Here is a 13768-nt window from a genome sequence, read left to right as displayed (position 1 = left end):
CAAATGGTACCCTGCATTCAACGTGCAGGGTCTATTTGTCGTTTGTTTCTGTTCAAAAATATGTGGGGCATAGCCGAGGTTCCTTGTATACTTAGAGTATCTGAATGTACATATAATGAATCGGAAAAAAGTGCACCATGGTGCTGATTCGGGAGGATCTCATGCAACAGGAACAGACCGCTGGTCTCCACGGGGACTGGCTTCAATTTATGATTTTAACAACCAAACTGGAACTTCCACCCTTGCCAGCAGATACAATGGACCGTCCACGGCTAAGTTTGCAACGCAAAGAATTGTTCCAATCCAAAGTCACTTTGTTGACTGCCCCGGCGGGTTCAGGGAAATCAACACTGTTAGGCAGCTGGGTGAGAAGTGAAGCTGTTCATGCAGCCTGTGTTTGCCTGGATGATAAAGATCAGGACCCGCTTCAGTTTTGGCTCTACATTATTCATGCACTGGATCGAGTGAGCAAGGAACTCTGCGGTGATGTACTGCCACATTTTTTGCAACGGTACCCGATAGACCCCAGATCAGCTTTGATTTTATTGTTGAACCGTGTTGCCCTGACCAATCAACATACGCTGCTCATTCTGGATGACTATCATGCAGTGACCCAGCCGGAGATTCATGAACAGATGCAATACTTTATTGAAAACCTTCCCCTAACCATTCATCTAGTCCTTTCTAGTCGAACATACCCTCCATTCAAGCTTGAAAAGCTGCGCCTGAGAGGTGAATTGAAGCAATTTACGCTTCAGGAACTGGCATTTACGCCAGAAGAGGGTATTGAGTTTTGCCAAGAGATCATGCAATTGGATATTGCCGGGGGAGATGCGCGTGGTTGGGTACAGCAGACGGAGGGGTGGGCTGCCGGATTGAAGCTGCTCGCTTTATCTCATGCATGGGGTGGAAACGCGATGCTCAGCCCCATGCATTCGATATCGTCACCTCTGTCTCGTGAAGATCATGGACCAACTAACGAGAGGACGATTTCGGATTACCTGCTTGAAGAGGTGTTCCAGCGTCAGTCACCGGAAATGCAGCAATTTCTGCTCCGAACAGCAATTACAAGAAGAATGAACAGCAGTTTATGTCAGGTATTAAGTGATATGCAGGAAGCCCCACAATTGTTAAGGCAATTGGAGAAGGAACATCTTTTTCTTGTTCCACTTGATCGGGAAGCACACTGGTATCGTTATCATCATTTGTTCTCTGCATTTCTAAAGCGTGAGCTGGATCGTTGTGGTACAGAAAAAGTAAATGAATTACATGCTCTTGCTGCACTGTGGTATGAGCAACAAGGATACCCGGCTGAAGCGCTGGATCATTATATTCTCGGACAACATATGCAGGATGCAGCGAGACTGCTGGAAGAGCTTTTTGCCCATTTTATTATGGGAGAGTGGTGGACGCTCCGGCGTTATTTTGATGTTTTGCCACTGGAGATCGTGAAATCACGTCCAAAATTATATATGTCGTACCTGTTCCTTGTTGCACGTGAAATGCCTTATGGACAGATGGTAAAGCAGCTGGATAAACTGGAACAAGTGATCCGGGTGCATCTTCAAGGGCAGCTGGAACCTGAGATCATCGGTTATTTGTTGCAAGTTATATGTGTGATGCGAGCATACATGGCCTATTTGAATAGAGATTTGGATGGGCTGGCTCATTATTTGGTGTCCTACATTGATCAGGGCTATCCTGATGATATTGCCTTTCAGTATATGGACTATGATCGGAGAGAGAGCATGCGCCTGCGCAGCTTTCATGGTGTTAATGGCTACCTGAGGCGTGGGGAAGCTTGCTTCGGAGCGATTACGGAACGTTGGTATGCTGAACATGCTTACGTAACGTCCTACTATGGTGTTGGATATGGTGAGATATTAATGGAACAGGATCAAATTGCAGAAGCGATCAGTTATGCGGACCGAGCGCTTGAAGTGGCTTTGCAGATCAAGGTGGCTGCGTTGCTCGTTCCAGCTTATGTACTCAAAGCCAGACTTGAACTTACACTGAGTCGACCTGAAGAAGGCTTGAAACTGCTTCAGCAGGTCTCAGGTTTATTATCTGGGAAGGATATGGAGTACTGGCAGCCAGCACTGGAAACACATCAATACCGAATTTTAATTGAAATGAGTCCGGTGGCCTCGGCCCAAACCATTCTGGCTAAGTCTGCAAACGAAGGAGATGTGGCTGCTGAGATCAGCTGTGATCAGTTCTTCCGTTCCATGGTTCGCATACGTGCGATGATCATCCTTGAGCAGTATGATTATGCACGAGAAGAACTGAGACGACTCCGTAAACAGGCTGAAGAACGGGACTTGCTTGCTGAACAGGTAGAGTGTGCTCTGTTAGAGTCAATCATGCTGCAAAAGCAGGGATTCACAGATGCCAGTGTTGTGGCGTTATCCCGTGCTCTGGTGCTGGGAGGACCCGAAGGATATATCCGTTCATTTGTTGCTGAAGGTGAACAGATGAAACAGTTGCTGCAGCACTATCTCTATCTGCGTCGTACAAAGGCGATACACGATGATGGTGTGAAAATGGCTTATGTGAAGCAGTTATTATCTGCTTTTGCAAGAGACAAACGATTGAGAGGCCCCTCATCTGCAGGGGAGGCAAAGCTGGTTACAAAGGAAGTGGGACTCAGCCCGATGGAGCAAAAAATATTCGGTCACATCGTTGAGGGCCTGACCAGCAAACAGATTGCTGCCGAGTTTGGCATCTCTCCCGGAACTGTTAATACACACATTCGCCGAGTGTTCGCGAAGCTGGGTGCGAGTAGTCGTACTCATGCTGTTCAAATTGCGGAGCAACGGGGATTATTATAATTTTGTGAAACAGTGTCTACTCTTTTGTAGACTGTTTGCAAGCTAAGGTCTCTCCTACAATGAAGATAATTAAATAACTCTGACGAGTCTTTGCTGATACCAGGGTTTATGTTCATGTGGGAGGTAGCGTTAAAAGATGTCAACACGAATATCCAAACGAAAAGTTTATACGAAAAATAAGATCCGTAAGGTCTCGCCTTATCTTGCAGCCCTTCTGTCTTTATCCGTCATTTCTGTTCCCGGGACAGTGCATGCAGCGATCGATGCAGTAAACATTCGTGACTTGCAGCAGGCAGCACCGTGGGCCAAGCAAGCCATTGAAAGGGCTGCCGAGCAACAGATGATTCTGGCGGACGAAGCAGGGAATTTCAACCCGAGCGCAACGTTAACAAGAGGGGACCTTGCGTACACGCTGGCTCAACTATTGGAGATGAACGTGCCGTCGTCCGTCCAGCTTCCAGATCAGTTATTCAGGGATCTGGATCGTAACGCTGAGCATGGTTCCTATATTCGTGCACTTCAATTAGCTGGAATTATGAATGGTTATCCGGATGGTACGTTTCGTCCTGCCGGTCTGGTAACAAGGGAAGAGCTGGCAACAACGATTATCCGGGCTCTGAAGGCTAAAGGGTATGATGAAACATTAAATTTGACCAAAGAGTTGTCATTTAAGGATACTTCCGACATCAGTGCCTGGGCTTTGCCAAGTGTACAACAGGCTGTTAAGTTGGGAATCTTGAAAGGGGACAATGGAAACTTTGCACCGAAGCGTTCTACTTCCAGACAGGAAATGGCCGTGATCGCATTACGCGCAACTGAAGTCATTCAAGCGCTTGATGAAGCTGCGAGTCAAGGGGGCACCAATCCGGAATCCAATCCTGATGAGCCAGGAAAGGTAACTGAGGTACAGGGTACAACTTCAGGCGGCAATAACGCAGGGAACGGTACAGGAAACGCAAACGGTAATTCCGGTGTGACACCAGGGAATGGAAATGGAAATGGAAGCACGGGTGGAGGAGGTGGATCTACGCCAACTACTCCGACGAATCCTTCCACTCCGTCCAATCCAGGTACGGGGAACAGGGCGCCACTGGTTATTAGTGGTGGTTTGCCTGATCAGGAACTTACACTAGATCATGCCGCATTGGACTTGAACGTCTCGACGTATTTTAGTGATCCAGATGGTGATGAATTGCAATTCAGTGTCATAGCCGGAGATGAAACCATTGTTTCCTCCACTGTGGTAGAAAAAGTGATTCGACTCGTTCCACAGGCTGCTGGAGAAACAACGCTGACGATCAAAGCAGTTGACGTCCAGGGCGCCAGTGTCACGGCACAACTCAAGGTTAAGGTACAGGCCAATACGATAAGTCGCCAATTTCCTGATCCACATTTGGCTGGAGCGATTGCTTATTGGTTGCAAAAGGATGTGGATGATCCACTGACCAAAGATGAATTGGTGGAAGCTCTCATTCAGACCAATGGAGGATTGTATGCGAGAAATGCTGGCATTTCCGATCTGACAGGAGTCGAGATATTCAAAGGATTAAATGTAACCGAAATTGATCTGTCCGGAAACGATATAAGCAAAGCGGATGCCTCTGGATTCGATCGTTTGAATTGGCTTGATTTATCCCGTAATGAACTGACGCAAATTAATGTGACAGGACTGGACCAGCTGGAGTATCTGAATCTCGCGAATAATCGACTTCCTTTATTGGATGTGAGTGGAATAGACTCCTTGCAAGAACTACATCTGAACAGTAATGAGCTTGTTCATCTACCGATTGGAGTTGTTGGGCTGTCTGATCTGCAATACTTGGATGTGAGTAACAATGCCATACCCCTGAGAGAAGAGCCTGATTTCGCTCTACACCAGACGTTGCTGCAACGTTTGGACATGTACGATTTTGATGATGCTCCCCCTGTACTGGTGGAGGCACCTGCGGGTAATACCGCTTATGTTCATGGAGATGAGATTGAGATCGACCTGTCCTTTATGTTTGAGGATGAAGATGACGCCAGGTCGACCCTAATCCTACTGGCTGACTCTCCTGATCCACAATTGGCAGATGTCAGAATGGTTGGACAGAAACTATACGTTACTGCACTGGGGACGAGTAGTGAGCCTCTTCGGATTGAGGTGAAGGCTACGGACCCTCTGGGCAGAGTTGGTGTAGGTCACGTGTACGTGGATCTGAGAGAAATAGAGTAGCGTATTTTAAAACAGCATATGTGAACAAATGCAAGTTCCATCAACGTGCCTTCCGCTATGGAAGGTGCGTTTTTTTATTTTTGTAAGGGATGACTTTATGTTAAAATATGCAAGAAATGAATGAGGCTGTGAGTAATGACGACAGGGGGGAAGAGGATGTCTCAAATAAATATTAATCCAAGTACTTCAGAGGATTCAGAGTATGTTCGCGAGCAACTTATCGCATTTAATGCTGCGCATGTGAGCGAGGAATTAAGGCATCGTTACGAAGAACTGAATTTTAATATCAAAAATGAGACGGGCGAGATTGTTGCAGGTGTGCTTAGTACACTTTGCTGGAACTGGCTGGAGGTTGATATTCTTTGGGTGGATTCTGAACAACGGCATCGGGGATATGGTTCACAGTTGTTGCTTGAAGTTGAGCGAATTGCGCGAGAGAAATCTTGTGATTTTGTTATGTTGAACACTTTCTCCTATCAAGCACCGGAATTTTACAAGAAACATGGCTACCAATTGATCACAACGATCGAGAATGCACCGACTGGACACAGTCATTATTATTTTAAAAAGGACCTCACTTAAGACAAAACATGCGAAATAGGACAAAATCAGGAGGGTTATAATGGTTACCATTAAAGGGATCGAACTTGAAGATTTACCGGCACTAAGCCAGCTATACAATGAGTTGATGGGAATGCCTACCAATGAACAGCAGATGAAAAAGATGTTTCATTACATACAGCAGAATGGCCATTATCATGTGCTTGGGGCATTCTACAATGGCAAACTGGTTGGGTCCGTTATGGGGATTGAGTGTATGGATCTGGTAGGGCCATGCAAACCGTTCATGGTTGTAGAGAATGTGATTGTATCGGATCAGGTACGCAGGCAGGGCATTGGGCAGAGGTTAATGCTCCAGATTGAGCGGATTGCGAAGGATCTGGGTTGTGGTTACATGATTCTGGTGTCTGGCGATCAGCGTAAGGAAGCACATATATTTTATGAGAAATTAGGTTTCAAGGATGAGAAGGTGCAGGGTTACCGAAAACACTTTAACTAAAGACGCATAAAAGAGAGAGGCAGTGGCTCTCTCTCTTTGTGATCTTACTTTACAATTACTCTTTCGAGTTAGACGAGTTGAATCTCATATATTGAGGTGGATGGACATTGTCGATCATGAGAATACCATCAAACTGCTCTTTTGGAACAAAGCTCTCTGGATATATGCCCCAGCTATAAGCAAATCGAGGTTCGAACATCCAGGCGTTCCCTGCCTCTCTTTTTTGATAACGAAGATCAAGGAAACTGTAGGGTGTATTTGTCGCAGACATGATAGCTTCAATTGAACCAGGCAACGCTGGTTCGACATTGTGAACTTCGCCTGCATTATCCGCTGTTTGTCCACTTGAAGCATATAACCCCAGAACATAGCTGATTTCTCTCAATTCCTCGGGGAAGATCTCTCCCATTAGTGGAACTGGATATGAAGAATCCATCACTTTGCTGTTTGCTTTACGTATATGATCGTTATGACCCCACACAATGAACTTTTCGTTCGGATATACTTCCGTAGCTAACCAGATCAGATTGTCATTCATGGCTTTATCCCGCCAAACAAGGGAGTCCAGAAATGCATCCATCTTCCCTTCCTCCAATTCAATCATGGAACGGATAGAAATTTCAATATACTCCTGAGCCAAACGAATTCGATCTTCGAGGCTTCGTTCCAGCAACTTGGATAGTTCCGGATGATTGGGATATTCTTGTTGCAGATAGGTTTGGTTCTCTTTGGATTGCAGTGATTTTAAAATATTTTTGTACGTTTGAATCATTTCCTGTTTCTTTGCACGGTAGGATTGAAGGTCAGCCCCGATATAAAACTCGGACAATTGTTTTTCTGTTTGTGCTAGTTGTTTGGCGAGTTTCTGATCTTTCAGCCAGTGACCATCAAGTAGGGGGGATTGCAGTTGCATGTCAAAACCCGTCAGAATTAATGGCTGTTCAGTTTGAGCACTCGTTTTGAGATAATCAAACAAGGGTAAAATTTCTTTGGACCACCAGACGCCGAAAATGGAGCTTTGCATTGTTTGCTCTGCGCTTTTTTGATTTATTATGGCGTTAGCTAGTGATGTATTAGAGAGACCGCTCTCAAAGGCGAGCACATTGTAGCCCATCTCTTTATGTAGAAACTGAATTAATCGGGTTTTAGCTAAGTTGAATTCTGCTACTCCGTGGGAACTTTCACCCAGAAATACGATTCGTTTATCCTGGAGCAGTGGTTTTAACATATCCAAGTCTGTAAAGCTATTACTCTCAATATCTTCATGAACAGGTGTAATACTCTTGATCCGGTAAGCATGTTCTCTGGCCCATTGTTTCCACAGTTTAATTTTTTCATCTGATGTTCTTGCTGTCTGTATTTCAGTCACATGACCCTGTATGGTCTCGATGGAAGATTGGGCATGGACTTGCCCTGTGGGGAACAACGTTGCAGTAGCCAAAATAACTGTGGTTAATGTAAGAGCGGCAACTCTTTTCCTTTTTCTGAAATGATACAAATAAATACCTCCTTTAATAGCGAATAAAATGAAAATGATTGAGATAAAGGCTATATATGGATTTAATTACACTATATTTAATATTAGTACTAATGTTGTATTTTTGCAAATGTTGGGACTTATCTAGTGAATTTAGGATGATAGGAGCAGGCCATATACACATATATATATATATATATGTGTGTGTGGAATTGGCTCTCTGTAGCTGGCCTATACTCCCCATATACGGGTTTCGTGTCTCAGAGTCAGAGTTCTGATAGAATGGATTAAATTAAACGAGTTAAAAAAAGTACATAGGAGGTTAACACAATCATGCGTATCGTAGATAACATTAAAGTCTGGGGGGAGCCGCTGGAGAACGCCGTAAGTCAGGCAGTGACTTGCTCGCAATATGGAGATGTATTGGGTGTGGCTCTGATGGCCGACCATCACAAAGGTTACTCACAGCCTATCGGTGGTGTTGTTGCTTATCGGAATATGATCAGTCCATCAGGGGTCGGATATGATATTGCCTGCGGCAACAAGGCTGTGCGCACAAATCTGATGTGGGAAGATATGCGGGATCAGATTGTAACAATTATGGATGACATCAATTCGACCATTTCTTTCGGCGTGGGTCGTAACAATCCAACACCCGTGGATCATGAACTGTTCGACGACACGAGCTGGAAGCTGTTTGATACCATTGAACCGGGATTAAACCATAAGCTGAAGACACTTGCACGCAACCAACTTGGAACCGTAGGCAGTGGTAATCATTTCGTGGATATTTTTGTAGAAGAGGTAACGGGAAAGGTGTGGATCGCAAATCATTTTGGCAGCCGCGGGTTTGGTCACAAAGTGGCGAGTGGGTTCCTTAACCTTGCCGCAGGGCGTCAGTTCAGTGGCAAAGCGCCGGGCGAATCGATGGATCAACCGCCTACGTTGTTTGACCTGAACAGCGAAATGGGTGATATGTATTGGGATGGAATGACTTTGGCGGGCAGATACGCCTATGCAGGACGTGATTATGTCATTGAACAGGTACTCGGAATTCTCGGGGCAAGTGCTGAATATGCCGTTCATAATCATCACAACTTTGCCTGGAAAGAACAACACATGGGTGAAGAGGTAGTTGTGGTCCGCAAAGGTGCAACGCCACTGGCACCCGGGCAACTCGGTTTTGTTGGAGGCAGTATGGGCGATATCTCGGTAATTGTGGAGGGAATCCACAGCGAGGAGAATACCGAGTCATTCCGCAGCACCGTACATGGGGCAGGGCGCACGATGAGCCGAACCCAGGCGGCTGGCAAAATGAATTACAAGCTGCGCACACGTATGGGCGGCGAGATTAGCGAAGCACAGATGCATGAGGCGATTCGTGCCTATGGTGTCGAGCTGCGGGGAGCGGGCACAGACGAAAGTCCGTTTGTTTATAAGAAACTGCAAGACGTGCTGAACGCACATGCGAATACGTTGAAAATCAACCATGTGCTGCGCCCAGTAGGCGTGGCCATGGCCGGAGGTAATGAATTCGATCCGTATAAAGATTAGTCATATATGTTCAACTGAACATTTACACGATAACGGAGAGGGCAGAAATAACTTGAAGAAGCGGAGCGTTCGCCTAAAAGCTTTCTAAAAGAAAGCTACATCGGAAGCATACGCTATCACCGGATTTCCCCTTTCAAAAAAAGGAATAAAAAAATCTGGGGATAACAGCGATCGGAAAGTTATTCTGCCATCGGAGTGCCAGTGTAAATATTCATTAGTTGAACTATATATAGAGAGAGGGTGAACTTCATGAGAAATTGTGCGATATATAGCTCTCAGTTTGACCTGGATCAGCTGTTTGAAGTGATTCAATCCATTTATCCTGAGGGGACGATTAAACGCCGGGAAGACAAGACTCATATTCAAGTGACTCAGAAGAAATGGTTCAGTAAAAAAACCAAAGGCTTTAATATCATGACCAGCCAGACGCATCCTGAGGAATTTACGACAATGATTCAGGGGATGCTTGGATTTTTGAGTCAGATTGAGGGACGCAATGCTTCGCTCCAGGAAAAGGTACTGATCAAATGTTCCACATTGAACATGGTGGTTGGTATTGAGACGGAAGAGGACATATCGGAAGAATTCTTCGGCGAGTTATTGCGATTGGCTGATGCTCTGGATGCTGTTATCTTCTGGGGAGGTGGATCTCTGCTGAACGCACAAGGCCAGTTGTTGCTGGATGTGAATGGAGAATCTGAGGTAGAGGATTACACGGTGACAGCGCACACCAGTTTCCTTGACGGTGACAGCCCCCAGTCGGAGTCTGGCATTCAACGTAAAGCGCGTTCAGAGCAACGGTTGACTGAACAAGGCATTCCGTATAATGCGAACTTGCCCGCAAGGGCCGGAGACGAGCACATCACGATTCGGAGTAAAGAGGAAGTTGCGCGCCGTGCGGTTGCCCTATGTCTTGCCGCGCTTAAGGGTGAGTGTCTGGGAGCAGGCGAAAGTGCGGATGATACCGCAGCACTGGTTCAGGAAGTGATCGACAAGTATGAGGCTGAATCCTTTTTCTCACCCGTAGAGAAGAGGTTTATCGACCAGCACGGAGCAGAGCAGCAGGAGATCATCTCCTTTTCCTGGGGATATGAAGCTTACCACGTAATGTTGTGGGCGCTTGGTTATGTGAAGGAATTGGGTGCACCAGCGGAGTTATGTAACGTAGGGAAGGATGTCGGTTATTTGCAACAGAAGGATAGTTTTACCGACTTTCTCTCCGATGCATCTCTGCGTAACAAGAGCGAGATTCTGGATGAAGCAGATCTGATCTACCGTTATAACTGGGTCTGTGTCGATAGTCGTGTGAATGACAAAACACCTCCCGCTGGACTGAATGGTGGAGTGGCTTATGAACGTCACCGTGCATTGAACTGGCTGATCTGTTATCTGGATCAGGCGTGGGATGATGTGCGTACAGATACGTAGAACGGGATGATGTGACGGCCTATTGTAATAGACAATAAATTACACAACATACAACAGTGCAAATACCCCTATAGCCGCACGAATACGGTTAAAGGGGTGTTTGGCGTGCTGTTCTGTGTGGACATAAGCTTTATTCCATATATGCTTTTATCCACTATGCCTGCCAAACTGTTCACGAATAATGACGTCAGCAAGAATTAATTTTTTCTCGACGTTGCTCTCTGGATTCGCAATGCGCCATAACATCTGATCCACTGCACGCGCACCGAGCAACTCCTTGTTCACGTTAACTGTGGCAAGTAATGGGATATTGTCGTATAGATTATCAAATCCCGTGACAACACACTGATCGGGTACACGAATACCCATACTCTCAAGGGCTTCTATGGTGTATAGCCCATAGAAATCATTCGCACATACAAACACTTCAGGCAGGTTAACCTCATTGATCACTGAAGTGAACGTCTGGCGGAACTCATCCAATGCCTGATTACTCAGCTCGGGAATCTGGTGTATCTCCATTCCATGGCCCATGAGCACAGAAGTATAAGCAATCCAGCGTTCATAGAAGCTATGAGCATCCCCGATATTGCCAACGAACTGGAATGTTTTGAAGCCCTTGCGGAGCAAATAGAGCATGATCTCGCGCATGGATGCAAAGTTATCGGTGAATATGCTGTCACTGTGAAAAACAGGGTCCAGATGATCCACCATCACAACCGGAATACTGAGACGTTTGATTTCAAGCAGAATCGGGGTCGAGATAGAGCCAACGGTAATGATTCCTCGAATGGCATCCGGGTTGAGCAGGGTAAATAGCTGGTCTGCTGAGGGTTCCGTTAAGGTCAGAATATTAATCCCTTTTTGGTTCAGCTTGGAAGAAATCCCGTTAAAGACGGGTCCCCAGTATACGGAATCTTGATTTTGGTACCGAACATTGGGAAACAAAATCAAGATGGTACCGCTTGAACGTGTGTTCTTCGGTTCTTGAAGTTCATGGTTGTTATACAGTTCACCAGACAACATGCTGTTATCTTTGAAATATCCAAGTTTGCCAGCGGCCTTGAGAATGACATCCCTCGTTTGATCGCTAACTCCTGATTTTCCAGACAAAGCTCTTGACACCGCGAATTTCGACAAACCCGTAAAATGTGCAATCTCCTGAATTGTTACCTTTGTCTTCATCATACCATCCTTACACTCGTAGTTCTGCCGTATTCCTTATTTGGAGCGATATCCAACTGATCCTAGTATAACATGATGTATTTCTCTTAATCTAATAACGGACAGAAGATTCAAAATGTTAGCGATGCACAGTATTTTAGGATGAACGTTCAACGTGACGGTAAGCATATTTTCAGATAGAATGACGAATTTTGTCTACTGAATTATTATTTTGTTATTTTATAAAAATAACAAAATAAACAAAGTTTGAATCATGGTTTTAATAAGTGTGTACTTAGATTTCAGGATGTTGAATAAGCTGTAATACGGGTGTATTACAGTTTTATCAGCATTTTATCAGAATAATTAGAAAATGTTAACAACAAAAATGTTGACGCTTACATTTTGCTGTGTTAAATTTTGTTTGTCAAAAACAAACAAGAAAATAACAAATGGTGGTGGTCGTTCATTTTCGATTGGTTGATGAATGGGGTTAACGATTTAGGGTGAACCATGATTGGTATACACATTCGGGGAGGTTGTTAAAATCATGATGAGAAGATGGAATGTTCTACCTCTGATGTTATTGGCCGTGATGCTTTTTGTATCCGCTTGCAGTGGTGGGGGGACAGCGCAGACGGGGACCGAAGCAGAGGGAACAACGAACTCAGGTAACAGCACCGAGGTCGCTGAGACAGAGAAAGAGGGCGGAGCGGAAGAAGCTGTGGTTAATGTGCCTGATCTGGGTGGGCGTGTCATCAAGGTCGCGGCCTGGTGGGACTTGAAACCGGCGGGAGAGACGGCCTCCGATAAGGCCAGGCTTGATAAAATTGCAGAGGTCGAGAAGAAATACAACGTAAAATTGGAGTTTGTTAACGTACCTTTTGAAGAATACATGAACAAATTCACAACGTCTGCACTGGCTGGCGAACCGTTCGCCGACATCGTTCAGATGGAGTACAAATCCGCACTACCTGCCATCCTCAAAGGGCAACTATTGCCCATCTCCGAATTCACTACACCTGAGAATAACATCAACCAAGAGGCTAATCTGATTGCAAAATATCCTGCCATTGCAGGCAACGAATACGCCTTCGAATCTCCAACCAGCATTGGTCTGGGACTTCACTATAACCGTGACTTGTTCAAAAAATTATCTTTGCCTGATCCGCAGGAACTGTATAACCAAGGCAAATGGGATTGGGACAAATTCATGGAACTTGCCAAACAGGCAACCAAAGATACCAATAACGACGGCAAAACTGACGTATACGGATTTTCTGGCTGGGCGCTTGATGTCGTTCGTCATTTTACCGCAGCCAATGGTGGAACGATCGTGGATGATACCAATAGCAAAGAAAGATTGTCCGATCCGAAAACGATTGAAGCTGCCGAATTCGTCAAACGCCTGTATAACGTGGAAAATGTCGTGAAGGTCAAAACCGGCGACAAAACCAATTGGGAGGAAAGCAATACGTTCAAAGATGGAGATGTAGCTCTGTTCACCGCTGCTGAATGGCAGTTGGGCGATCTCACCTTTGCTGTTGGTGTTGTACCGATTCCGAACGGGCCACAGGGTAGCAAAGAGGTAACGTATGCAAACAACGCGGCATCGGCGAAGTTCATTCCGAAAGGTGTGGAAGATCCAAAGATCGTCTACCAAATCTATGAAGAGACCTTCGACATCCCGCAGATTGAAGAGTATCCAGGTCAAGATTATCTGGAGAGTCGTTATACCGACGAGAAGGATATCGCCATCATTCGCGAGCACATCGCCGGAACGGGCCGTATCTTGCTGGATGATGCTTACACGGGTTACCCATTTGGAGATTACGTGAACGATATCATCAAAAACAACGCTTCCGTAACAGCGACAGCCGAGAAATACAAAGCACAGGCACAAGCTGCCATTGATAAACTCGGCAAATAATAACAACACTTATCACCAGCAAACGATTCAGGCAGGGGCTCGTGTCGGCAAGGTTGCACGGAGCCCCTTTTCCTGAACCACCAAATCGGCATTGCTGGCATCAGCCTTG

Annotated in this window: 9 protein-coding genes; 7 read left to right on the top strand and 2 right to left on the bottom strand. The window is 45.5% G+C overall.

The window, feature by feature from the left end; genetic code table 11:
- The first annotated feature begins 161 nt into the window (after positions 1-161).
- The 4 genes from BLS69_RS15445 to BLS69_RS15430 all read left to right on the top strand — a co-directional run bounded on the left by BLS69_RS15445 (position 162) and on the right by BLS69_RS15430 (position 6106).
- Positions 162-2831, top strand: a complete 2670-nt coding sequence (locus tag BLS69_RS15445; RefSeq protein WP_176872722.1) for a winged helix-turn-helix domain-containing protein — start codon at positions 162-164, stop codon at positions 2829-2831.
- 136 nt (positions 2832-2967) lie between these two features.
- Positions 2968-5046 (top strand): S-layer homology domain-containing protein, encoded by a 2079-nt coding sequence (locus tag BLS69_RS15440; protein ID WP_091033007.1) that lies wholly within the window; start codon positions 2968-2970, stop codon positions 5044-5046.
- A gap of 156 nt (positions 5047-5202) precedes the next feature.
- Entirely contained in the window at positions 5203-5628 is a 426-nt protein-coding gene (locus BLS69_RS15435; protein WP_091033004.1) for a GNAT family N-acetyltransferase, read from the top strand.
- Positions 5629-5668: 40 nt separating this feature from the next.
- Entirely contained in the window at positions 5669-6106 is a 438-nt protein-coding gene (locus BLS69_RS15430; protein ID WP_091033000.1) for a GNAT family N-acetyltransferase, read from the top strand.
- A gap of 55 nt (positions 6107-6161) precedes the next feature.
- Here BLS69_RS15430 and BLS69_RS15425 read toward each other — a convergent pair whose 3' ends face one another.
- Positions 6162-7604, bottom strand: coding sequence for an erythromycin esterase family protein (locus BLS69_RS15425; RefSeq protein ID WP_091032998.1), 1443 nt, complete (start codon positions 7602-7604; stop codon positions 6162-6164).
- Between the two features lie 312 nt (positions 7605-7916).
- On the opposite strand from BLS69_RS15425, the gene BLS69_RS15420 reads away from it, so the two are divergent.
- Together BLS69_RS15420 and BLS69_RS15415 are read left to right on the top strand one after the other, a co-directional pair.
- Positions 7917-9137 carry an RtcB family protein gene (locus BLS69_RS15420; RefSeq protein WP_091032995.1) on the top strand — a complete coding sequence of 407 codons (1221 nt, stop codon included), beginning with the start codon at positions 7917-7919 and terminating at the stop codon, positions 9135-9137.
- 249 nt (positions 9138-9386) lie between these two features.
- Positions 9387-10565, top strand: coding sequence for a DUF4272 domain-containing protein (locus BLS69_RS15415; RefSeq protein WP_091032992.1), 1179 nt, complete (start codon positions 9387-9389; stop codon positions 10563-10565).
- Positions 10566-10712: 147 nt separating this feature from the next.
- Here the strand turns inward: BLS69_RS15415 and BLS69_RS15410 are convergent, their stop codons facing one another.
- A complete protein-coding gene (locus BLS69_RS15410; protein WP_249911317.1) occupies positions 10713-11753 on the bottom strand; it encodes a LacI family DNA-binding transcriptional regulator in 1041 nt (346 codons plus the stop codon).
- A 529-nt stretch (positions 11754-12282) separates the two neighbouring features.
- Between BLS69_RS15410 and BLS69_RS15405 the strand changes: the two genes are divergently transcribed.
- On the top strand, positions 12283-13659 hold the full coding sequence (locus tag BLS69_RS15405) for an ABC transporter substrate-binding protein (RefSeq protein ID WP_091035063.1): 1377 nt from the start codon (positions 12283-12285) through the stop codon (positions 13657-13659).
- The last annotated feature ends 109 nt before the right edge of the window (positions 13660-13768 follow it).

The sequence above is a fragment of the Paenibacillus sp. CF095 genome, from assembly GCF_900101225.1.
Lineage (GTDB): Bacteria > Bacillota > Bacilli > Paenibacillales > Paenibacillaceae > Paenibacillus.
The sequence above is the reverse complement of the archived record's forward strand: the minus strand, read 5'-3'. Positions and strand labels throughout refer to the sequence as shown.

Coding starts and splice junctions, on each gene's coding strand:
- BLS69_RS15445 (WP_176872722.1), top strand. CDS start 162: ATGCAACAGGAACAGACCGCTGGTCTCCACGGGGACTGGCTTCAATTT.
- BLS69_RS15440 (WP_091033007.1), top strand. CDS start 2,968: ATGTCAACACGAATATCCAAACGAAAAGTTTATACGAAAAATAAGATC.
- BLS69_RS15435 (WP_091033004.1), top strand. CDS start 5,203: ATGTCTCAAATAAATATTAATCCAAGTACTTCAGAGGATTCAGAGTAT.
- BLS69_RS15430 (WP_091033000.1), top strand. CDS start 5,669: ATGGTTACCATTAAAGGGATCGAACTTGAAGATTTACCGGCACTAAGC.
- BLS69_RS15420 (WP_091032995.1), top strand. CDS start 7,917: ATGCGTATCGTAGATAACATTAAAGTCTGGGGGGAGCCGCTGGAGAAC.
- BLS69_RS15415 (WP_091032992.1), top strand. CDS start 9,387: ATGAGAAATTGTGCGATATATAGCTCTCAGTTTGACCTGGATCAGCTG.
- BLS69_RS15410 (WP_249911317.1), bottom strand. CDS start 11,753: ATGATGAAGACAAAGGTAACAATTCAGGAGATTGCACATTTTACGGGT.
- BLS69_RS15405 (WP_091035063.1), top strand. CDS start 12,283: ATGAGAAGATGGAATGTTCTACCTCTGATGTTATTGGCCGTGATGCTT.